The organism is Methylobacterium goesingense, from assembly GCF_022179225.1.
GTDB classification, from domain to species: Bacteria; Pseudomonadota; Alphaproteobacteria; order Rhizobiales; family Beijerinckiaceae; genus Methylobacterium; species Methylobacterium goesingense.
The window spans coordinates 36,923-57,786 of sequence record NZ_BPQL01000086.1; the positions used below are offsets into that span (position 1 = coordinate 36,923).

The following is a 20,864-nucleotide window of genomic DNA, read 5'->3' on the forward strand; positions in this document are numbered from 1 at the left end:
GGGTGATGCTGGTCGAGGATTCCCTCGTGGTGCGCCAGCTCCTCATCCACATCGTCGGCCGCGACCCGCGCCTGGAAGTCGTCGCGGCGGTCGCCTCCGGCGAGGAGGCCCTGGCCACCATTGGGCAGACCCGGCCGGACGTCGTCTCCATGGATATCCGGCTTCCCGGCATCGACGGCCTGGAGACGACGCGGCGGATCATGGCCGAGCGTCCGACCCCGATCGTGGTCATCGCCGATTCCATCGAGGATTCGTCCCTGCGCATTTCGATGAACGCCCTGCGGGCCGGGGCGCTCTCGGTGGTCGAGAAGCCGGTGGCGACGACGCACGCGGGTTACGACGCGGTCGCCACCGAGATCTGCACGCAGCTGCGCATCATGGCGGCGGTGCCGGTCATCCGGCGCCGCCCGATCGGCTCGGAATGGGCCGGGCGCACCGCGGCGGCCCCCGTCTCGGCCGCCCTCCGGGTACCCGAGGCTGCCAGCGTGCTCGCGATCGCCGCCTCCACGGGCGGCCCCCCGGCACTGGCCCGGGTCATCGGCGGCCTGCCGGCGCACTATCCCCTGCCCGTCCTCGTGGTCCAGCACATGGGCCCCGCCTTCATGGAGGGCTTCGCCGCCTGGCTGAACAGCGTCGTCGGCCTCGCGGTGTCCGTCGCCCGCGACGGGGGGCGGGCGGAGGCCGGGCATGTCTACGTGGCGCCGGGCGACCGCCACCTCGAACTCGGCCCGGCCGGCCATCTGCGCATCACCGATGCCGCCCCGGTGGGCGGCCAGCGCCCGGCGGCCACCGCCCTGTTCCGCTCGGTAGCCCGGCACGCGGGTGGGCGCGGCGTCGGGGTTCTGCTGACCGGGATGGGGGAGGACGGGGCCACCGGCCTGCTCGACATGCGCCGGGCCGGCGGCCTCACCATCGCGGAGGACGAGAGCACGGCCGTGGTGTTCGGCATGCCGGCGGCCGCAATCCGCCTGTCGGCCGCCGGCACGGTGCTGCCCCTCGACCGGATCGCCGCCCACCTCGCGCGCCTCGCGGAGGGCGGCCCATGAGCGAGACCCCCGAGGCCCTGCCCCGCCTGCTCCTCGTCGAGGATTCCGAGACGCAGGCCCTCGAACTGCGCCTGCTCCTCGAATCGAAGGGCTTTTCGGTAGAGCGTTGCGCGACCGCCGAGGCGGCCCTGGACCACCTCAACACCCGCCTGCCCGACCTCGTGGTGGCCGACCACCACCTGCCCGGCATGAACGGCGACGAGTTCGCCCGCCAGCTCCGGCTCTCCCTGCGCACGCGCGCCCTGCCCCTGCTCATGCTCACCGGCGCCCGCGACGGCGAGCGCCAGGGCCTCGAGAGCGGGGCCGACGCCTACGTGGCGAAATCCGCCGACCGCGACCTTCTCGTCCTGCGCATCCGCGCGCTGCTGCGCGAGCGCCGGGGCAGCGGCGACGGGCCGGGAAGCTCGGCCTTCCGGCGCGGGCGCGTCCTCGTGGTGGATGCCAGCGCGACCTACCGCACCTTCCTGGCCGGTCTCCTGGCGCATGAGGGCCACGCGGTCGCCACCGCCGACGGCCACGACGCGGCGCTCGCCGCCCTCGACACCGAGGGCGCCGCCTTCGACTGCGTGACCATCGACCTCCTCGGCACCGGCTACGACGGCCTTGCCCTCTGTCGGGCCATCGACGCACGCCGGGTCGCGGGGCTCGCCGGCCGGGAGGCGGGCGCGCCGACCTTCCAGGTGGTCGGAATCGCCGGGACGCAGCCGGCCAAGGACTTCCTGGTGGACGCCTTCGCGGCCGGCGCCGACGACGTCGTCTCGAAATCCGACGGCGAGATCCTCGTCATGCGCGTGCGCAGCCTCGTGCGGCGCAAGCTCTTGGAAGAGGACGATCGGCGCATCGCCGGGGAATTCGGCGCCCGCGAGCGCGCCCTGGAGCGCGCCCGTGCGGAGGCTGAGGCCGCCGAGGCCCGCGCGGCCCTGGCCGGTGCCCTCGAACAGGCTAACGCGGACCTCGCCACCGCCAACCGCAAGCTCACCGACGCGCAGGCCAAGCTCGTCCAGGCGGCCAAGATGGCTTCCCTCGGCGAATTGGTGGCGGGCATCGCCCACGAGATCAACAATCCGCTGGCCTTCATCCTGGCGCATCAGGGCACCGTCGAGCGCATCCTTGGCGAGGTCGCCGCCGACCCGGCCTCCCCCGACAGCACCCGCCGTCTGCAGAAGTGCGGTGACCGGGTCGGGGCGATGCGGATGGGCCTGACCCGCATCCAGGACCTCGTGCTCAACCTGCGCAAGTTCTCCCGCCTCGACGAGGGGGAGCGCACCCGCGTCCATGTGCCGGAGGCGATCGAGACCGTGCTGGCGCTCATCCAGCACAAGCTCGGCGACCGGATCGTCGTGGAGCGCGACCTCACCGGCCGGACCGAGATCCACTGCACCCCCGCCCTGCTCAACCAAGTGGTGATGAATATCCTAGGCAACGCCGCCGACGCGATGCCGGAGGGCGGCACGATCCGGATCGAGACCCGGGCCGCCCCCGAGACCGACCTCATCCGCATCAGCGACACGGGGCCTGGCATCCCCGAGGTGCTGCGCGAAAAGATCTTCGAGCCCTTCTTCACGACGAAGCCCGTGGGGTCCGGAACCGGCCTCGGCCTCGCGATTGCCTACAGCGTGGTACAGGCGCATAGCGGCTCGCTCAGCGTCGAAGCCGCGGCCGGGGGCGGAGCCTGCTTCGTGATCGGTATTCCACGGCAGACGGGTTGAGCATGTCACAAGGCACGATCCTGGCCGTCGACGACGAGCCGGACATCCTGATCGCCCTCGAGGACCTGTTCGAGGACGAGTACCGCGTCCTCACCACGACGAAGCCGGCCGAGGCCCTGGCGATCCTGGCGGCCACGCCCGAGATCGCCGTCATCCTCTCCGATCAGCGCATGCCCGGGATGACCGGGGACGCCATGCTGGCCGAGGCCCGCAAGATCCACGACGCCCAGGCGATCCTGCTCACCGGCTACGCCGACATGAGCGCCGTGGTGGCGGCCCTCAATCAGGGCGGCATCACCGGCTACGCTACCAAGCCCTGGGACGCCGCCCTCCTGCGCAACACCGTGCGCCAGGCCTACGAGCGCCACGCGCTCGGCCGCGAACTCGCCACCGAGCGCGCCCTGCTGCGCGGCCTCCTCGACAATGCCGAGGACGCGATCTCCTTCAAGGACGCGGAGGGGCGCTTCGTGCGCCTCAACGCACGCAAAGCGGCCGGCCTCGGGCAGAGCGTCGCCGCCTGCCTCGGGCGGACCGAGGATTTCCTCACCGGCGACGGCGCGGTGCTGGCGGCGGACGCGGCTGCTGTGGCCCGCGGCGAGCCGGCCGACACCCTGGTGGCCCAGGGCGCGATCGGCGCCGAGCGCTGGCGCCACGTCACCCGCGTGCCGATCCGCGATGGCGCGGGCGCGATCACCCACCTTGCCACCATCGAGCGGGACGTCACCGAGCAGAAGTCCCTTGAGGCGCGCCTGCGCCAGTCCGACAAGATGCAGGCCCTCGGTACCCTGGCGGGCGGCATCGCGCATGACTTCAACAACCTGCTGACGGCGATCCTCGGCAGCCTCGAACTCGTGGGCCCCAAGATCGCCGACCAGCCCCGCGTCCAGCGCCTCGTCACCAACGCCACGCAGGCGGCCCAGCGCGGCGCCACCCTGACCCGCCGCCTCCTCAGCTTCAGCCGCTCGCGGGACCTGCGGCCGCGGGCGGTGGACGTGAACGGCCTGATCGAGGGCATGCACGACCTGCTGGGGGGAAGCCTCGGCGGCCTCGTCAGCGTGGAGACCCGGCTCGCCCCGGAGGCGCCGGCCGCCTGCGTCGACCCGGACCAGCTCGAACTCGCGATCCTCAACCTCTGCATCAATGCCCGCGACGCGATGCCGGAGGGCGGCACGATCCGCGTCGCGACTCACGTCCTGCGGATCGACGACGATCCGGACCTTGTGCCCGGCGACTACATGAGCGTCGAGATCGCCGATTCAGGAACCGGCATCGCCCCCGAGATCCTAGCCCGGGTCTGCGAGCCCTTCTTCACCACCAAATCGGTGGGCCAAGGCACCGGACTCGGCCTCGCCATGGTTTTCGGCCTCGCCCAGCAATCCGCCGGGCGTCTGCGCATCGCGAGCGCGCCCGGCACCGGCACCCGCGTCGAGATCGTGCTGCCGCGCGCCGACGCCGCGAGCCCGGCCGAGGCCGCCCGCGCGCCGGCCGCCCGCCCCGCCGCCCGTTCCGCCCGCATCCTCGTGGTCGACGACGACGCCGAGGTCCGGCACGTGACCGCCTCGTTCCTGTCGAGCTTCGGCTACACCGAGAGCGAGGCCGCCGATGGCGCCTCCGCTCTGTCCCTGCTGGAGCGCGAGGGGTTCGACCTGGTGGTGGCCGACCTCGCCATGCCGGGTATGACCGGGGTGGAACTCGCCGAGATCGTGCGCGCGCGCTGGGCCACGATGCCGGTCCTCATCGTCACCGGACATGCCGAGGCGATCCCGATCCCGGCCGACCTGCCCGTCCTGCGCAAGCCCTTCGAATCCGTGGATCTGGCAGCCGAGGTCTCGCGCCTCCTCGACCGAGCGGCCTGACGCTTTCTCCGATCGACCCTCAGGCTCGGAGCAAGCGGGAGCCCCTTTCCGACATCGAATGAGGGCGACTGTGTCCGCCGAAGCGATTGACGAGGGACGGGATGACCGGCCATCCGGTCCGGACACAAAAAAGGCGGCCCGGAGGCCGCCTTCCTGAAGTCCCGAAGATCGAACCGCTTACGCGGCCTCGTCCACGACCTGGCCGGAATCCTTGCCGCGCGCATCGACGTCACGGTCGACGAACTCGATCACGGCGAGGGGAGCGTTGTCGCCGTAGCGAAAGCCGGCCTTCATGATGCGGCAGTAGCCGCCCGGACGGGTGTTGTAGCGCGGGCCGATCACCGCGAAGAGCTTGCGGACCATGTCCTCGTCGCGAATCTGCGACATGGCGAGGCGGCGGGCGTGCAGGGTGTCGGTCTTGCCCAGCGTGATCAGCTTCTCGATGACCGGACGCAGATCCTTGGCCTTGGGCAGGGTCGTGACGATCTGCTCGTGCTTGATCAGCGCGGCCGACATGTTGGCGAACATCGCCTTGCGGTGCTCGGTGGTGCGGTTGAAACGACGACCGCGAAATCCATGACGCATGATGGCTGGTCCTTGCTCTAATGGCCGCCGTGCCACGGTACGGCCAAGCGCCCCGGAACGGGGCTGTTCATTCCGCATGACCCCGCGGCGGGATTCTTTTGGGAGTCCGCGTTCCGCGAGCTCCCGATGGATCGGCCAAACAAACGGCGCCGAGACGCGCCGAAAAGTTCAGCCCAAGCCGGCTTCGGCTTAGTAGTGCTCTTCGAAGCGCTTGGCGAGGTCTTCGATGTTCTCCGGCGGCCAGCCGGGGATGTCCATGCCGAGGTGCAGGCCCATGGCGGCGAGCACTTCCTTGATCTCGTTGAGCGACTTGCGGCCGAAGTTCGGGGTGCGCAGCATCTCGCCCTCCGACTTCTGAATGAGGTCGCCAATGTAGACGATGTTGTCGTTCTTCAGGCAGTTCGCCGAACGCACCGAAAGCTCGAGCTCGTCGACCTTCTTGAGCAGCGCCGGGTTGAAGGGGAGCTGCGGCGCGAGCGGCTGCGCCTCCTCCTTGCGGGGCTCCTCGAAGTTCACGAACACCTGGAGCTGGTCCTGGATGATGCGCGCGGCGTAGGCCAGGGCATCCTCCGGCGACACGGCGCCATTGGTCTCGATGGTCATCGTCAGCTTGTCCTTGTCGAGATCCTGGCCCTCGCGGGTGGTCTCGATGCGGTAGCTGACCTTGGTGACGGGCGAGAACAGGGCGTCCACCGGGATCAGGCCGATGGGGGCGTCCTCGGGGCGGTTGCGCTCGGCCGGGACGTAGCCCTTGCCGGTCGCGACCGTGAATTCCATGCGGATCTCGGCGCCGTCGTCGAGGGTGCAGATGACGAGGTCAGGGTTGAGGATCTGGACGTCGCCCACCGTGCCGATGTCGCCCGCCGTGACGGTGCCGGGGCCGGTCTTGCGCAGGGTCAGCCGCTTCGGGGCCTCGGTCTGCGAGCGGATCGCGATGGTCTTGATGTTGAGGACGATGTCGGTGACATCCTCGCGCACGCCGGGGATTGACGAGAATTCGTGCAGCACGCCGTCGATCTGCACCGAGGTCACGGCCGCGCCCTGCAGCGAGGACAGCAGCACGCGGCGCAGGGAGTTGCCGAGCGTGGTGCCGAAGCCGCGCTCCAGGGGCTCGGCGACGACGGTGGCGACCCGCTTGGGGTCGTGTCCGGTCGAGACCTGGAGCTTGTTCGGCTTGATGAGCTCTTGCCAGTTCTTCTGAATGACCACGATGCTACCTCTCGCAAGATCGGCGCGAGCCACAAGAGCGGCCCACGCAATTGCCCGTCGACACCGCGCCTCCGGCGCCGGTCGGGCTCAGGGTTACTGTGCCGCGACCCAGAGTTCCGGAACGAAACTGTAGGCGGCACCGTCCCGGGCGACGTAGCCCAGGGCGGGGAATTCGAGATGTGCGCCCGCCACGAAGGTGCGGTCGCTGGCCACCATGTCGAGCATGCGCCGACGCACGGCCCGTGCCTGGTCGCCGTCGGTGTCGAACACCATACCGGCTTCCGGCTGCTTGAACTGGATCGCCGGTAGATGGACGATGTCCGCCCACATCAAAAGCGACGCGTCGCCCGAGGTGATCCGGTAGCCTGTATGCCCAGGCGTATGCCCGGGCAGCGGTATGGCCTCGATACCCGGCGCCACGGTGCCACCGGTCATGGTCCGCAGGCGCCCGGCGTAGGGAGCAGTCGCCTTGCGGGCCATGTCGAAATAGGGCTTGGCCTCTTCCGGCGCCCGCGCCAGGGCACCATCGTCGAGCCAATGCGCCGCCTCGTCGGCATGCACCACGAGTTCGGCGTTCGGGTAGGCCGCGACCCCGTCGCCGGCGAGCAGGCCGCCGGCATGGTCGGGGTGCAAGTGCGTCAGCAAGACGGTCTCGATGGATTCGGGCGCGACGCCCGCCGCCTGGAGGGCGGCCGGGACGCGGCCGAGGGTGGGGCCGCCGAAGCTGCCCATCCCCGAATCGATCAGAAGCGGCTTGCGCCCCGGACCGGTGATCAGAAACGCGTTCAGCGTGATCCGGGGATCCTGCGCGCGAAAGCCGGCGGCCTGGAGGGCGCCGGCCTCGTCGCGGGGAATCCCGGTGACGAGGTCGAGCGACCCTTGCAGGTAGCCGTCGTTCATCACCGTGATCGTCAGATCACCCAAGCTCCACCGCAGCACACCGGCGAGCGGATTCCGAGCATTCGACACGCGTGTCTCCGTGAACGATCCAGGGATTCGCGACGGCCTCCGCTCAGACGCGGCGACGCTTGCGCGGGCGGCAGCCGTTATGCGGGATCGACGTCACGTCGCGGATCGACGTCACGGTGAAACCAGCGGCCTGAAGAGCGCGGAGCGCCGACTCACGGCCCGAACCGGGGCCCGAAACCTCGACTTCGAGGGTGCGCATGCCGTGCTCGGCGGCCTTGCGGGCGGCATCCTCGGCTGCGACCTGAGCGGCGTAAGGGGTCGACTTACGCGAACCCTTGAAGCCCATGGCGCCGGCGGACGACCACGAGATCGTGTTGCCCTGCGCGTCCGTGATGGTGACCATCGTGTTGTTGAACGAGGCGTTCACGTGCGCCACGCCCGAGACGATGTTCTTGCGTTCGCGGCGACGAACGCGGGTGGTTTCCTTGGCCATCTGTACCTTCTCGTCCTTCAAACGCGCCCGTCATTCCAGGCGCTCGGGATTTTTTGCGATGTTGGCGGCGCGGTTCCGGATCGCCGTGCCGCCACGCGGGCCCCAATGCGGGACACCCAGCGCGACGAAAAGGAGGCCGCGCGAAGCACGGCCTCCCAATGCCAGAAACTTACTTCTTCTTGCCGGCGATCGGCTTGGACTTACCCTTGCGGGTACGCGCGTTGGTGTGCGTGCGCTGTCCGCGGACCGGCAGGTTGCGGCGGTGGCGCAGGCCACGGTAGCAGCCCAGATCCATCAGGCGCTTGATGTTCATCGAGACTTCGCGGCGCAGATCGCCCTCGACGAGGTAATCGCGGTCGATGGTCTCGCGGATCGACAGCACTTCGGCGTCGGTGAGCTGGTTTACGCGGCGCTCGGCGGGAATGCCGACCTTGCCGGTGATCTCTTCGGCCTTCTTGGGGCCGATGCCGTGAATGTACTGCAGCGCGATGACGACGCGCTTGTTGGTCGGGATGTTAACGCCAGCGATACGAGCCAAGGTGTCTCTCCATGGGGCGCCGAAATCCATCGGTGCCGGGGGTGTGACGCGCGTCCGGTGGAGACCGGTCCCTGCGCGCCGTCCAAAACGACAAATCGGCCCGCATCGGCCTCTTGAGAGGCGACCCGGACCCATTTCCTCTGAACGAAGACCGGCCCACTAGCGCGGACCGGTCCGTGTGTCAATGCCAGGCGTCGCGACGTGTGGACGTCGAGAGCACCGAATTTGCGAAGGCCGCGCGTCGCGACGCTGCGGACACGCGATGCCTCAGGAGGCGGCAGCCGTATGCCGGTCCAGAAGGGCGACGAGGTCCTGCGACACGGCATCCACGGGCTTCATGCCGTCGATGGTCTGCAGGAGGCCGGTGCCAGCGTAATAGTCCGAGAGCGGCGCGGTCTGCCGGCGATAGGCGTCCAGACGCGTCTTGAAGACGTCCGGCGTGTCGTCCTTGCGCACGGGCTGGCCCCGGGCCGCCGTCTCCTCGGCGCGCTTGGCGATGCGCCCGACCAGGGCGTTCTCGTCCACCACGAACTCCACAACGCTGTCGAGGGCGATGCCCTTCTCGGACAGCATAGCGTCGAGGGCCTTGGCCTGCTCGACGGTGCGGGGGAAGCCGTCGAGGATGAAGCCGTTCTTGGCGTCGGCCTCCTCGATGCGGTCGGCGACGATGCCAACCACGATGGCGTCAGAGACGAGGCCGCCCGATTCCATCACGGCCTTGGCCTGGAGCCCGACCGGCGTGCCCGCCGCGACAGCGGCCCGGAGCATGTCGCCGGTGGAGAGCTGCGGAATGCCATAGCGCGCCACGATCCGCTCGGACTGCGTCCCCTTCCCCGCGCCGGGCGGCCCAAGCAGGATGATGCGCATGGTGTCGTTTCCTCAGGTCCGGTTTCTTGGAAGACCGGCGTCCCCTTGCGACGCCGGCACGCGAGACGGTCTAGGCGAGGCCTCCGGCCGCCGAAAGCGGCCAGGGGGCTGCGATCAGCGCCGGCGGGTGGCCCCGCGCAGCTTAGCCTTCTTCACGAGGCCCTCGTACTGATGCGCCATCAGATGCCCGTGGATCTGCGCCACCGTGTCCATCGTCACCGAGACGACGATGAGGAGCGAGGTGCCGCCGAAGCCGATGCTGGCCGAGGAATACGACGCCAGGATCTCGGGCACCAGACAGACGAAAGTCAGGTAGAGCGCTCCGATCAGGGTGATGCGGGTCAGCACCTTGTCGATGAAGGCGGCGGTGCGCTCGCCCGGCCGGATGCCAGGAATGAAGCCGCCATGCTTCTTCAGGTTGTCCGCCGTCTCCTGCGGGTTGAACACCACGGCGGTGTAGAAGAACGCGAAGAAGATGATCAGAGCGGCGTAGAGCACCATATAGAGCGGCCGGCCGTGGCCGATATACGTGGTGATCGTGGCCAGGATACCAGTGCCGCCATTGTTGGCCGAGAAGCTCGCCACGGTGGCGGGCAGGAGCAATAGCGAGGAAGCGAAGATCGGCGGGATCACGCCGGCCGTGTTGAGCTTCAGCGGCAGGAACGAGGTCTGACCCTCGTACATGCGGTTGCCGACCTGGCGCTTTGGGTAGTTGATCAGCAGGCGGCGCTGGGCGCGCTCCATGAACACGATGAAGTAGACGAGCGCGATGGCCGCGACGCCCATGCCGAGGATGACGGCCGAGGAGAGCGCGCCGGTGCGGCTCAGTTCCAGGGCGCCCACGATGGCCACGGGCAGGTGGGCGACGATGCCGGCGAAGATGATCAGCGAGGAGCCGTTGCCGATGCCGCGCGAGGTGATCTGCTCGCCGATCCACATCAGGAACAGGGTGCCGCCGGTGAGCGTGATCACCGTGGATAGGATGAAGAACGGGCCGGGCTCGATCGCCGCGCTCGAGCTTTGCAGGCCGAAAGCGATGCCCCAGGACTGAACCAGCGCCAGCACCACAGTCAGGTAGCGGGTGTACTGGTTGATGACCTTGCGGCCGGATTCGCCCTCCTTCTTCAGCGCCTCGAGGCTCGGGATCACCGAGGTGAGCAGCTGGATGATGATGGAGGCCGAGATGTACGGCATGATGTTCAGAGCGAAGATCGCCATGCGCTCGACGGCACCGCCGGAGAACATGTTGAACAGGCCGAGGACGCCGCCCGCCTGCTGCTGGAAGTTCCGCGCGAACTGGTCGGGGTCGATGCCCGGGATCGGAATGTAGGTGCCCAGCCGGAACACGATGAGCGCACCCAGCGTGAACCAGATGCGCTTCTTGAGCTCGTCGGCCTTGGCGATGGCCCCGAAATTGAGGTTCGCGGCAAGCTGCTCGGCGGCTGAGGCCATGACACCGGTTCCTGGAGAGGGGTCATACGGGGCATCGTCTTCTCGGGCGAGAAGAGGACGGTCCCTGATAAAACGGGAACGGCGGCCACGCGCGAGGTCGCACGGGCCGCCGCTCAGAGCTTCGACTTAAAGTCTGACGGTGGGCTACGCAACCACGCGGGCAGGCTTGCCCCGGGTGGAGACGCCGTCGCCGTAGGTCACCGTCACCGCGCCGCCGGCCTTCTCGACACCCTCGATCGCCGACTTCGACGCGCGGGTGACCTCGAAGGTCAGCTTGGTGGTGAGCTCGCCGACGCCGAGGAGCTTCACGCCGTCACGGGCGCGGGCGCAGATGCCAGCGGCGATCAGGGTCTCGACGGTGACGGTGGCGCCCGCCTCGATGCGGCCGGCATCGACAGCCTGCTGGACACGGCCGAGGTTCACCTCGTTCAGGTCCGTGGAGTACAGGTTGTTGAAGCCGCGCTTCGGAAGGCGACGATGCAGCGGCATCTGGCCGCCCTCGAAGCCCTTGATGGAAACGCCGGTGCGGGCCTTCTGGCCCTTCACGCCGCGTCCCGCGGTCTTGCCCTTGCCGGAGCCGATGCCCCGGCCGACGCGCATCCGGTTCTTGGTGGCGCCGTCGTTGTCGCGGAGTTCATTGAGTTTCATGATGCCCTCCCTCAGGCCGCGTCGCTGAGAACGCGCACGAGGTGCTGCACCTTGCGGATCATCCCGCGCACGGAGGGGGTATCCTCCAGCTCGGAAACACGGTGCAGCTTATTGAGCTTCAGGCCGATCAGCGTCGCACGCTGGTCGCCTTCGCGGCGGATGGGCGAGCCGATCTGCTCGACCCGGAGAGTCTTCTGTGCCATCGGACCCTCCCCTTACGCGACTGCGGCTTCGGACATATCGGACGGATCGGCGTCACGGCGACGGGCCTGGAGGGCCGACACCTTGAGACCGCGACGGGCCGCGACGGCGCGCGGGCTGTCTTCGTTCTTGAGCGCCTCGAAGGTGGCGCGCACGAGGTTGTAGGGGTTCGAGGAGCCGAGGCTCTTGGCCACCACGTCCTGCATGCCCAGCGTCTCGAAGACGGCACGCATGGGGCCGCCCGCGATGATGCCGGTGCCCTGGGGGGCGGCGCGCAGGATAACCTTGCCGGCGCCATGACGACCGTAGACGTCGTGGTGCAGGGTGCGGCCCTCGCGGAGCGCAACGCGGACGAGACCGCGCTTGGCGGCTTCCGTCGCCTTACGGATCGCCTCAGGCACTTCGCGTGCCTTGCCGTGGCCGAAGCCGACGCGGCCCTTCTGGTCGCCGACGACGACGAGCGCGGCGAAACCAAAGCGACGGCCGCCCTTCACAACCTTGGCGACACGGTTGATGTGGACGAGCTTGTCCACGAACTCGCTGTCGCGCTCCTCGCGGTCTTCGCGGCGGCCGCGGCCCCCGCCTTCACGTTCACGTGCCATACTGACTATCCATCTCACTGGCGCGGGTGGCGGACCCGCTCGCTTGAATCGTGTGGAATGGCGGGCGCCCGAAGTCGCCCGCCTCCGCCAAACTTAGAACTCGAGGCCACCCTCGCGGGCGGCGTCGGCGAGCGCCTTGACGCGCCCGTGATAGAGGTAGCCCGAGCGATCGAAGATCACCTGGGTGACGCCGGCGGCCTTGGCGCGCTCGGCGACAAGCTTGCCCACTGCCTGAGCGGCAGAGACGTCGGCACCGGTCTTCAGACCCGTGCGCAGATCCTTGTCGAGGCTCGAGGCCGCGGCGAGGGTCTTGCCCGCCGCGTCGTCGATGACCTGAACGTAGATCTGCTTGGACGAACGGAACACCGAGAGCCGGGGCCGTCCATTGGCCGCCGCCCGCAGCGCGCGGCGCACACGCGCCTTGCGGCGGTCGAGTGCATCGATTTTGCGTGACATGTTCGGCGGCCCTTACTTCTTCTTGCCTTCCTTGCGGAAGATGAACTCGCCCGCGTACTTCACGCCCTTGCCCTTGTAGGGCTCAGGGCCGCGATAGTCGCGGATCTCGGCGGCCACCTGGCCGACAACCTGCCGGTCGATACCGGTGATGACGATCTCGGTGGGCTTCGGCACCGCGATCGAGATACCCGCGGGGATCTCGTACTCGATGTCGTGGCTGTAGCCGAGCGAGAGCTTCAGAGCCTTGCCGGCCATCGCGGCGCGGTAACCCACGCCGGTGATCTCGAGCTTCTTCTCGAAGCCCTTGGAGACGCCCTCAACGAGGTTCGCCACCTGAGCGCGGGAGGTGCCCCAGAGCGAGCGGGCCTCCTTCGTCTGGTTCCGGGGCTGCACCGAGACGGCGCCGTCCTCGAACTTCACGTCGACCACGTTGGGAACGACGTACTGGAGCTCGCCCTTGGAGCCCTTCATCTTCACCGTTTGACCGGTCACCGTGGCCGTCACGCCGGACGGGACGGGAACGGGCTTCTTGCCTACGCGAGACATCGCCTTATTCCTCCAAGTCCGAGATCAGAACACCTTGCAGAGCACTTCGCCGCCGACGTTGCGCTCGCGCGCCTCGTGGTCGGCCATGACGCCCTGCGGGGTGGACACGATGGTGACGCCGAGACCGTCGGCGACGCGCGGCAGCTCGCCAACCGACGAGTAGACACGGCGGCCGGGCTTCGACACGCGCTGGATCGAGCGGATGACGGGCTGGCCGTCGTAGTACTTCAGCTCGATTGCGAACTCGGTGCGGCCGTTGCCGTAATCCGTGGTCGCGTAGTCGCGGATGTAGCCCTCGGACTTGAGGACGTCGAGCACGCTGGCGCGCAGGCGGGAGCCGGGCGTCTGAACGACGTTGCGGCGGCGCTGCTGACCGTTGCGGATGCGGGTGAGCATATCACCCACGGGATCGTTGACCATGGTGGTTGCTCCTTACCAGCTCGACTTGACGAGACCGGGGATCAGACCCTGGTTGCCGAGTTCGCGCAGCGCGATGCGCGAGATGCCCATCTTGCGATAGAAGGCGCGCGGACGGCCGGTCATGCCGCAGCGGTTGCGGATGCGGGTGGGGGACGAGTTGCGGGGCAGTTCCGCGAGCTTGAGGCGCGCCTCGAAGCGCTCCTCCATCTCGAGGGACTCGTCGTTCGCCGTGGCAAGCAGTGCCTTGCGCTTGGGAGCATAGAGCTTCACCAGCGCTTCGCGGTGCTTGTTCTTCTCAATCGAGCTTTTCTTTGCCATTTCTCTCTCCGGTGTCCGCGTCTGAGACCCTAGCGGGGGCTCACTGCCGGAACGGGAATCGGAACTGCGTGAGGAGCGCGCGCGCCTCAGCATCGGTGCGGGCCGTCGTCTGAATGACGATGTCCATGCCCCAGGTGGCCTCGGCCTTGTCGTACGAGATCTCCGGGAACACGAGGTGCTCCTTGAGGCCCAGTGCGTAGTTGCCGTTGCCGTCGAAGGAACGCGGGTTCAGGCCACGAAAATCGCGGACGCGCGGGAGCGCGATCGTGATGAGGCGGTCCATGAACTCGTACATACGCTGCTTGCGCAGGGTCACCTTGCAGCCGATCGGCATGCCCTCGCGGACCTTGAAGGTCGCGATGGCCTTGCGGGCCTTGGTGATGACCGGCTTCTGGCCGGCGATGAGGGCCAGATCGCCGGCGGCGACGGAGGCCTTCTTCGAATCGGCGGTGGACTCGCCGACACCCATGTTGATCACGATCTTCTCGATGACCGGAACCTGCATGGGGTTCTTGTAACCGAACTCTTCGATCAGCTTCTGGCGCACCACTTCGTCGTAGTGCTTGCGCAGGCGCGGGACGTACCCGTCGTTGTTCTTCTCAGCCATCGATCAGATCCCCCGAGCGCTTGGCGAACCGGACTTTGCGGCCGTCGTCGAGAATGCGGAAACCAACGCGCGTGGGCTGACCATCCTTGGGGTCGGCGACGGCGATGTTGGACAGGTGAATCGCAGCTTCCTTGGAGACGATGCCGCCTTCCTGGTTCTGCGTCTGCTTCTGGTGCTTCTTGACCAGGTTGATACCGCGCACGAAGGCCCGGTCTTCCTTGGGGAGCACCTGGATGACCTCGCCGGAGCGACCCTTGTCGCGACCGGTGAGGACGACGACCTTGTCGCCTTTCTTGACCTTGGCGGCCATTACAGCACCTCCGGCGCGAGCGAGATGATCTTCATGTGGTTGCGGGCGCGCAGCTCGCGCGGAACCGGTCCGAAGATGCGGGTGCCGATCGGCTCCTTCTGATTGTTGATCAGAACGGCGGCGTTCTTGTCGAAGCGGATCACCGAACCGTCGGGACGCTTCACTTCCTTCGCCGTGCGAACGACGACCGCCTTCATGACGTCGCCCTTCTTCACGCGGCCCCGGGGAATCGCTTCCTTGACGGAGACCACGATGATGTCGCCGACACCGGCGTACTTACGCTTCGACCCGCCCAGAACCTTGATGCACATCACGCGGCGTGCACCAGAGTTGTCGGCGACGTCCAGATTCGTCTGCATCTGGATCACGGGCAGTGACCTTTCCATTGTTTCAGGCGGGTTTCCGCACGCGGACGGTATTGTCCGGCGGACGACGCCTGATGGGGATCTGATGTCCCCGGCTCATATGAAACGCCGCGCAATCGGTGTCCGTGGACCCCGGCGCGGTCGCCGCGTACGAAGGGTGGGAACACCCCTCTCATCTGTCGCGAAGGCATGCCCACTACACCGGGCGGCGCCAACGCGCAAGGTCTATTTGCTGCGCCGCGGGTTCGTCGAGGAACGCGCGGGCGCGGCGTGGCGCTCGGCCCAGGGGCCGAGAGGGCAACGAAAAAGCGGGCGCCCGACGAGCACCCGCTTCAACGTCCGTGCATGAAGCTCAGGCCTCGGCCGGAGCAGCCTCGGTGGCGGCGGCACCCTCGACGAGCTTCCAGGTCTTGGTCTTCGAGAACGGACGACACTCCTCGATCGACACGGTCTGGCCGACCTTGGCGACGTTGGCTTCGTCGTGGGCGTGGTAGTTCTTCGAGCGACGGACGGTCTTCTTCATCACCGGGTGGGTGAAGCGACGCTCCACCTTGACGACGATGGTCTTCTCGCCCTTGTCGCTGACGACGACGCCCTGCAATACGCGCTTCGGCATGGTGTACTCCTCAGGCCTGCGCGGACTTCAGCGTCTTCCGACGCTGGAGCGTACGGACGCGGGCGATATCGCGGCGGACTTCGCGGACGCGCGCGACGTTCTCGAGCTGGCCGGTGGCGCCCTGGAAGCGCAGGTTGAACTGCTCCTTCTTCAGGTTCAACAGCTCATCGTTCAGCTGATCGGGCGACAGGGCGGCCAGATCCGACTGTCTCTGCGACGACTTCATGATCCCCTCCTCCCTTAGTCAGCGATACGCTGAACGACGCGCGTGCGGATCGGGAGCTTCGCTGCGCCGAGGCGCAGGGCCTCCTTCGCAACGTCCTCGGCCACGCCGTCGACTTCGAACATGATACGTCCGGGATGCACGCGGGCAGCCCAGAACTCGGGTGCACCCTTACCGGAGCCCATGCGGACTTCGGTGGGCTTGGCGGTAACCGGAACGTCCGGGAAGATCCGGATCCAGACGCGGCCCTGGCGCTTCATCTCACGGGTGATCGCGCGGCGGGCCGCCTCGATCTGCCGCGCGGTGATGCGCTCGGGCTCGATGGCCTTCAGGCCGAACGTCCCGAAGTTGAGGTCGAAGCCGCCCTTGGCCGCACCGTGGATGCGACCCTTGAACTGCTTACGGAACCTGGTCTTCTTGGGTTGCAACATGGCAGCCTCTCAACACCTTTCTGGGTGACGGGGTCACGAACACGCCGTTAGGCGTGCTCGCGCCGGCCGCGCTCGCGGCCACCCTCACCATCGCGCTCGCGACGGCCGCCCGAACGGCCACCCTCTTCCTGCGCCTTCTTGTCCTGTGCCATCGGGTCGTGCTCGAGGATCTCGCCCTTGAACACCCACACCTTGATGCCGCACGTCCCGTAGGTCGTGAAGGCGGTGGCGACGCCGTAATCGACGTCGGCGCGGAGGGTATGCAGGGGCACGCGGCCCTCACGGTACCACTCCTGGCGGGCGATCTCGGCGCCGCCGAGGCGCCCGGAGCAGTTGATACGGATGCCCTCGGCGCCGAGACGCATCGCCGACTGCACGGCGCGCTTCATGGCACGACGGAAGGCGACGCGGCGCTCGAGCTGCTGGGCGATCGAATCGGCCACCAGAGTGGCGTCGATCTCGGGCTTGCGCACCTCGACGATGTTGATCGTCACCTCGGCCTTGGTCAGCGTGCCGACCAGCTTGCGAAGCTTCTCGATGTCGGCGCCCTTCTTGCCGATCACCACACCCGGACGGCCCGAGTGGATGGTGACGCGGCACTTCCGGTGCGGACGCTCGATGACGATCTTCGAGACGGCAGCCTGCTTGAGCTGCTTCATGAGGGCGGCGCGGATCGCGACGTCCTCGTGCATGAGCTTGGCGTATTCACCCTTCTGGGCGAACCAGCGGGAGTCCCAGGTCCGGTTGATACCGAGCCGCAGACCGATCGGATTGACTTTCTGGCCCATCAGGTCCTCCTCACGCCGCTTCGGCGGTCGGGACTTCGCGCACCACGATGGTGAGGTTCGCGAAGGGCTTCAGGATACGGGCGCCGCGGCCACGCGCACGGGCGTGGAACCGCTTCAGCACGAGCGCCTTGCCGACGAACGCCTGGGAGACGACGAGATCGTCGACGTCCAGGTTGTGGTTGTTCTCAGCGTTGGCGATCGCGCTCTCGAGGCACTTCTTGACCTCGCGGGCGATCCGCTTGCGGGAGAATTCGAGATCGGCGAGCGCCGAGTCGACCTTCTTGCCGCGAATGAGCTGCGCGACGAGATTGAGCTTCTGGGGGCTGACGCGCAGCATGCGCGCGACGGCCTGAGCCTCGTTCTCGGGGAGCGCGCGGGGAGTGGCGGGCTTGCCCATGATCAGCGCCTCTTCGACTTCTTGTCGGCTGCGTGACCGTGGAAGGTGCGGGTCGGCGAGAACTCGCCGAACTTGTGGCCGACCATTTCCTCGGAGACGTAGACCGGGATGTGCTTCTGTCCGTTGTGCACACCGAAGGTGAGCCCGACGAACTGCGGCAGGATCGTGGAGCGGCGGCTCCAGATCTTGATGACTTCGTTACGGCTGGAACCGCGAGCGGCTTCGGCCTTCTTGAGGAGGTAGCCGTCGATGAACGGCCCCTTCCAGAGCGAGCGTGCCATGGGCGTTACTTCTTACGGTTATGACGGCTGGACAGGATGAAGACGTCGGTCCGCTTGTTCGAGCGGGTCTTCTTCCCCTTCGTGGGAACGCCCCAGGGCGTGACCGGGTTACGGCCGCCCGAAGTGCGTCCCTCGCCGCCGCCGTGCGGGTGGTCGACCGGGTTCATCGCAACGCCGCGCACGTGCGGGCGCTTGCCGAGCCAGCGGTTGCGGCCGGCCTTGCCGAGCGAGATGTTCATATGGTCCGGGTTGGAGACCGCGCCGACGCTGGCGAAGCACTGACCATGGACCAGGCGCTGCTCGCCCGAGTTCAGGCGGAGCGTGACGTAGCCCTGATCGCGGCCGACGATCTGGGCGTAGTTGCCGGCGGAGCGGGCGATCGCGCCGCCCTTGCCGATCTTGAGCTCGACGTTATGGACGATCGTGCCCACCGGCATGTTGCCGACCGGACCGGCGTTGCCGGGCTTGATGTCGACCTGCTCGGCCGCGATCACCTTGTCACCGGGCGACAGACGCTGCGGAGCCAGGATATAGCTCTGCGTGCCGTCGGGGAAGGCGATCAGCGCGATGAACGCGGTGCGGTTCGGATCGTACTCGATCCGCTCGACGGTGGCGGACACGCCAATCTGCTCGCGACGCTTGAAGTCGACGTTGCGGAGCGTGCGCTTGTGTCCGCCACCCCGGAAACGGACCGTGATGCGGCCGAGGTTGTTGCGGCCGCCGGACGACGACTTGCCCTCGGTGAGCTTCTTGACCGGCTTGCCCTTGTAGAGCTCACGGCGGTCGACGAGCACGAGCTGGCGAAGGCTCGGCGTGACCGGTTTGAATGTCTTCAAGGCCATCGGTGGTAATCCTTAACCCGACTTGTCTCAGAGGCCGGTCGTGACGTCGATCGTCTCACCCTCGGCGAGGGTCACGATCGCTTTCTTCACGTCCGAACGCTGTCCGCGAAGCCCGCGGAAAATCTTCTTCTTGCCCTTGGTGACGAGCGTGTTGACGCCCGTGACCTTGACTTCGAACAGCTTCTCGACCGCTTCCTTGATCTGCGGCTTGGTCGCCTTCGGGGAAACCCGGAACACGACCTTGTTCTGCTCGGTGAGGTTCGTCGCCTTCTCGGTGATGACCGGGGAGACGATGATGTCGTAGTGGCGCGGATCGGCACTCATTGGAAACGCGCCTCCAGCGCATCGATCGCTGCGCGGGTCAGCACGAGCTTCTCGCGACGCAGGATGTCGTACACGTTGATGCCCTGGATCGGCAGCACGTCGATCTGCGGGATGTTGCGGGCGGCGCGTGCGAAGTTCACGTCCACCTCGGCACCGCCGATGATCAGGGCGCTGGACAGGCCCATCTTCTCGAAGCGCTCGACGAGCGCCTTGGTCTTGCCCTCGGCGAGTTTCACGTCGTCGACGATGATAAGGGTGGAATCCTTCACCTTCGCGGACAGGGCGTGCTTCAGAGCGAGCGCGCGGACCTTCTTGGGAAGATCGTGGGCATGGCTGCGCACGACCGGACCGAAGGCACGTCCACCGCCGCGGAACTGCGGAGCGGAGGCGGCGCCGTGACGGGCGTTACCCGTGCCCTTCTGCTTGTAGAGCTTCTTGCGGGTGCGGTTCACGTCCGAGCGGTTCTTCACCGCGTGGGTGCCGGCCTGGCGCTTGGCCAGCTGCCAGCGCACCATGCGCTGAAGCAGGTCGACGCGGGGCTCGAGACCGAAAATGGTCTCGTTGAGGTCGACCGAACCGGCGCCCTCGCCGTCGAGGGTGGTGATATCAAGCTTCATCACGCGTTCTCCTCGGAAGCGGGAGCCTCGGGAGCCGGCACTTCGGTGGCGGGTGCGGAAGCGCCCTGCTCACGGAACTTGCCAGGCTGCGGAACGTCCGCGGGGAGCTTGCGCTTCACCGCGTCGCGGATCTGGATCCAACCGCCGGCGACACCCGGAACGGCGCCCTCGACGAGGATCAGGCCACGCTCAGGATCCGTACGCACGACGCGCAGGTTCTGGGTGGTGACCCGGTCGACGCCCATGTGACCGGGCATCTTCTTGTTCTTGAAGGTCTTGCCCGGGTCCTGGCGGCCACCGGTCGAACCGATCGAACGGTGCGAGATGGACACGCCGTGGGTGGCGCGAAGACCGCCGAAGTTCCAGCGCTTCATACCACCGGCGAAACCCTTACCCGTGGTGGTGCCCGTCACGTCGACGAACTGACCCGGGATGAAGTGATCGGCGGTGATTTCCGCGCCGACCGGGATCAGCTTGTCCTCGGACACGCGGAACTCGGCGAGCTTCTGCTTGGGCTCGACCTTGGCGACCGCGAACCGGCCGCGCTCGGCAGCCGACACGTTCTTCACCTTGGCCTTGCCGACGCCGACCTGAAGGGCGACGTAGCCGTTCTTCTCGACAGTACGGTGGGCAACCACCTGGCATTGATCGATTTTAAGCACTGTGACGGGGACATGTTCGCCTGCATCCGTAAAGATGCGGGTCATGCCGACCTTCTGTGCGATGACGCCTGAGCGCATAGGTGTCTCCCTCGCGCGATTCTACGGTAAGCTCTAAATCCCGGCGGGACTTAGAGCTTGATCTCCACGTCCACGCCGGCGGCGAGGTCGAGCTTCATCAGCGCGTCCACGGTCTGCGGCGTCGGATCGACGATATCGAGGACGCGCTTGTGGGTGCGCATCTCGAACTGCTCACGCGACTTCTTGTCGATGTGCGGCGAGCGGTTGACGGTGAACTTCTCGATATGCGTCGGCAGCGGGATCGGGCCACGGATGGTGGCGCCGGTGCGCTTGGCCGTCGAGACGATCTCACGGGTCGACGCATCGAGGATGCGATGGTCGAACGCCTTGAGGCGGATACGAATATTCTGACCGTTCATGACCTGAAACCTTGGCGGGGCGATTGGGGGGCGGGCGCGAGGACCCGCCCCTCAATCGTTCCCTGCAGACTGACCGTTTGGACGGACGATTACTCGTTGATGGCGGCGA

At 67.4% G+C, this 20,864-nt stretch carries 31 protein-coding genes; 3 read left to right on the forward strand and 28 right to left on the reverse strand.

The features are described from left to right. Positions 1–5 precede the first annotated feature (5 nt). From cheB to MFF30_RS16200, 3 genes are read left to right on the forward strand one after another with little or no spacing between them, the layout of a single operon-like run. A complete protein-coding gene (gene cheB / locus MFF30_RS16190) occupies positions 6–1,046 on the forward strand; it encodes a chemotaxis-specific protein-glutamate methyltransferase CheB (RefSeq protein WP_238280541.1) in 1,041 nt (346 codons plus the stop codon). After that, complete coding sequence (locus MFF30_RS16195) at positions 1,043–2,755, forward strand: response regulator (RefSeq protein ID WP_238280521.1); 1,713 nt, start codon at positions 1,043–1,045, stop codon at positions 2,753–2,755. Before cheB ends, MFF30_RS16195 begins: the two co-directional genes overlap by 4 nt. Before the next feature lie 2 nt (positions 2,756–2,757). Next, positions 2,758–4,611, forward strand: a complete 1,854-nt coding sequence (locus MFF30_RS16200) for a response regulator (RefSeq protein WP_238280522.1) — start codon at positions 2,758–2,760, stop codon at positions 4,609–4,611. Positions 4,612–4,788: 177 nt separating this feature from the next. Here the strand turns inward: MFF30_RS16200 and rplQ are convergent, their stop codons facing one another. From rplQ to rpsJ, 28 genes are all read right to left on the reverse strand, one after another. After that, positions 4,789–5,196 (reverse strand): 50S ribosomal protein L17, encoded by a 408-nt coding sequence (gene rplQ / locus MFF30_RS16205; protein WP_238280523.1) that lies wholly within the window; start codon positions 5,194–5,196, stop codon positions 4,789–4,791. Positions 5,197–5,385: 189 nt separating this feature from the next. Beyond that, the gene (locus MFF30_RS16210) at positions 5,386–6,405 is read right to left on the reverse strand and encodes a DNA-directed RNA polymerase subunit alpha (RefSeq protein ID WP_238280524.1); all 1,020 of its coding nucleotides are present in this window, start codon (positions 6,403–6,405) and stop codon (positions 5,386–5,388) included. Positions 6,406–6,498: 93 nt separating this feature from the next. Further along, a complete protein-coding gene (locus MFF30_RS16215; protein WP_238280525.1) occupies positions 6,499–7,374 on the reverse strand; it encodes an MBL fold metallo-hydrolase in 876 nt (291 codons plus the stop codon). Between the two features lie 43 nt (positions 7,375–7,417). Next, a complete protein-coding gene (gene rpsK, locus MFF30_RS16220; protein WP_055949325.1) occupies positions 7,418–7,807 on the reverse strand; it encodes a 30S ribosomal protein S11 in 390 nt (129 codons plus the stop codon). A 169-nt stretch (positions 7,808–7,976) separates the two neighbouring features. Next, positions 7,977–8,345, reverse strand: a complete 369-nt coding sequence (rpsM, locus tag MFF30_RS16225) for a 30S ribosomal protein S13 (RefSeq protein WP_238280526.1) — start codon at positions 8,343–8,345, stop codon at positions 7,977–7,979. 267 nt (positions 8,346–8,612) lie between these two features. Then, complete coding sequence (locus MFF30_RS16230) at positions 8,613–9,212, reverse strand: adenylate kinase (RefSeq protein WP_238280527.1); 600 nt, start codon at positions 9,210–9,212, stop codon at positions 8,613–8,615. A gap of 114 nt (positions 9,213–9,326) precedes the next feature. Continuing rightward, on the reverse strand, positions 9,327–10,664 hold the full coding sequence (secY, locus tag MFF30_RS16235) for a preprotein translocase subunit SecY (protein WP_238280528.1): 1,338 nt from the start codon (positions 10,662–10,664) through the stop codon (positions 9,327–9,329). Between the two features lie 144 nt (positions 10,665–10,808). Continuing rightward, positions 10,809–11,312: a 50S ribosomal protein L15 gene (gene rplO / locus MFF30_RS16240; RefSeq protein ID WP_056183536.1), complete on the reverse strand. Its 504-nt coding sequence runs from the start codon at positions 11,310–11,312 to the stop codon at positions 10,809–10,811. 11 nt (positions 11,313–11,323) lie between these two features. Then, the gene (rpmD, locus tag MFF30_RS16245) at positions 11,324–11,515 is read right to left on the reverse strand and encodes a 50S ribosomal protein L30 (protein WP_056469605.1); all 192 of its coding nucleotides are present in this window, start codon (positions 11,513–11,515) and stop codon (positions 11,324–11,326) included. A gap of 12 nt (positions 11,516–11,527) precedes the next feature. Next, positions 11,528–12,115, reverse strand: coding sequence for a 30S ribosomal protein S5 (gene rpsE, locus MFF30_RS16250; RefSeq protein ID WP_238280529.1), 588 nt, complete (start codon positions 12,113–12,115; stop codon positions 11,528–11,530). A gap of 93 nt (positions 12,116–12,208) precedes the next feature. Further along, positions 12,209–12,571, reverse strand: coding sequence for a 50S ribosomal protein L18 (gene rplR, locus MFF30_RS16255; RefSeq protein ID WP_056171336.1), 363 nt, complete (start codon positions 12,569–12,571; stop codon positions 12,209–12,211). 12 nt (positions 12,572–12,583) lie between these two features. Continuing rightward, positions 12,584–13,117 carry a 50S ribosomal protein L6 gene (gene rplF / locus MFF30_RS16260; protein ID WP_238280530.1) on the reverse strand — a complete coding sequence of 178 codons (534 nt, stop codon included), beginning with the start codon at positions 13,115–13,117 and terminating at the stop codon, positions 12,584–12,586. A gap of 24 nt (positions 13,118–13,141) precedes the next feature. Next, positions 13,142–13,537, reverse strand: coding sequence for a 30S ribosomal protein S8 (gene rpsH / locus MFF30_RS16265; RefSeq protein WP_055881679.1), 396 nt, complete (start codon positions 13,535–13,537; stop codon positions 13,142–13,144). A gap of 12 nt (positions 13,538–13,549) precedes the next feature. Further along, entirely contained in the window at positions 13,550–13,855 is a 306-nt protein-coding gene (rpsN, locus tag MFF30_RS16270; RefSeq protein ID WP_056183527.1) for a 30S ribosomal protein S14, read from the reverse strand. 40 nt (positions 13,856–13,895) lie between these two features. Further along, complete coding sequence (gene rplE, locus MFF30_RS16275; protein ID WP_238280531.1) at positions 13,896–14,462, reverse strand: 50S ribosomal protein L5; 567 nt, start codon at positions 14,460–14,462, stop codon at positions 13,896–13,898. Beyond that, complete coding sequence (rplX, locus tag MFF30_RS16280; protein ID WP_055949297.1) at positions 14,455–14,772, reverse strand: 50S ribosomal protein L24; 318 nt, start codon at positions 14,770–14,772, stop codon at positions 14,455–14,457. The genes rplE and rplX overlap by 8 nt, the downstream gene beginning before the upstream one ends. Beyond that, positions 14,772–15,140: a 50S ribosomal protein L14 gene (gene rplN / locus MFF30_RS16285; protein WP_055949294.1), complete on the reverse strand. Its 369-nt coding sequence runs from the start codon at positions 15,138–15,140 to the stop codon at positions 14,772–14,774. Before rplN ends, rplX begins: the two co-directional genes overlap by 1 nt. A 349-nt stretch (positions 15,141–15,489) precedes the next feature. Continuing rightward, a complete protein-coding gene (gene rpsQ, locus MFF30_RS16290; protein ID WP_238280532.1) occupies positions 15,490–15,753 on the reverse strand; it encodes a 30S ribosomal protein S17 in 264 nt (87 codons plus the stop codon). Positions 15,754–15,763: 10 nt separating this feature from the next. Then, positions 15,764–15,979 carry a 50S ribosomal protein L29 gene (gene rpmC, locus MFF30_RS16295; RefSeq protein ID WP_238280533.1) on the reverse strand — a complete coding sequence of 72 codons (216 nt, stop codon included), beginning with the start codon at positions 15,977–15,979 and terminating at the stop codon, positions 15,764–15,766. Between the two features lie 14 nt (positions 15,980–15,993). Further along, positions 15,994–16,407, reverse strand: a complete 414-nt coding sequence (gene rplP, locus MFF30_RS16300; RefSeq protein ID WP_056091591.1) for a 50S ribosomal protein L16 — start codon at positions 16,405–16,407, stop codon at positions 15,994–15,996. 47 nt (positions 16,408–16,454) lie between these two features. Continuing rightward, entirely contained in the window at positions 16,455–17,195 is a 741-nt protein-coding gene (gene rpsC, locus MFF30_RS16305; protein WP_056481096.1) for a 30S ribosomal protein S3, read from the reverse strand. 10 nt (positions 17,196–17,205) lie between these two features. Further along, the gene (rplV, locus tag MFF30_RS16310) at positions 17,206–17,592 is read right to left on the reverse strand and encodes a 50S ribosomal protein L22 (protein WP_055949281.1); all 387 of its coding nucleotides are present in this window, start codon (positions 17,590–17,592) and stop codon (positions 17,206–17,208) included. 2 nt (positions 17,593–17,594) lie between these two features. Beyond that, on the reverse strand, positions 17,595–17,873 hold the full coding sequence (gene rpsS / locus MFF30_RS16315; RefSeq protein ID WP_055949278.1) for a 30S ribosomal protein S19: 279 nt from the start codon (positions 17,871–17,873) through the stop codon (positions 17,595–17,597). A gap of 5 nt (positions 17,874–17,878) precedes the next feature. Beyond that, the gene (gene rplB, locus MFF30_RS16320) at positions 17,879–18,715 is read right to left on the reverse strand and encodes a 50S ribosomal protein L2 (RefSeq protein WP_238280534.1); all 837 of its coding nucleotides are present in this window, start codon (positions 18,713–18,715) and stop codon (positions 17,879–17,881) included. A gap of 27 nt (positions 18,716–18,742) precedes the next feature. Then, positions 18,743–19,039: a 50S ribosomal protein L23 gene (locus tag MFF30_RS16325; protein WP_238280535.1), complete on the reverse strand. Its 297-nt coding sequence runs from the start codon at positions 19,037–19,039 to the stop codon at positions 18,743–18,745. Continuing rightward, a complete protein-coding gene (gene rplD, locus MFF30_RS16330; RefSeq protein WP_238280536.1) occupies positions 19,036–19,656 on the reverse strand; it encodes a 50S ribosomal protein L4 in 621 nt (206 codons plus the stop codon). The genes MFF30_RS16325 and rplD overlap by 4 nt, the downstream gene beginning before the upstream one ends. Beyond that, entirely contained in the window at positions 19,656–20,396 is a 741-nt protein-coding gene (gene rplC, locus MFF30_RS16335; protein WP_238280537.1) for a 50S ribosomal protein L3, read from the reverse strand. The genes rplD and rplC overlap by 1 nt, the downstream gene beginning before the upstream one ends. Positions 20,397–20,446: 50 nt before the next feature. Next, the gene (gene rpsJ, locus MFF30_RS16340) at positions 20,447–20,755 is read right to left on the reverse strand and encodes a 30S ribosomal protein S10 (RefSeq protein ID WP_018044230.1); all 309 of its coding nucleotides are present in this window, start codon (positions 20,753–20,755) and stop codon (positions 20,447–20,449) included. Between the last annotated feature and the right edge of the window lie 109 nt (positions 20,756–20,864).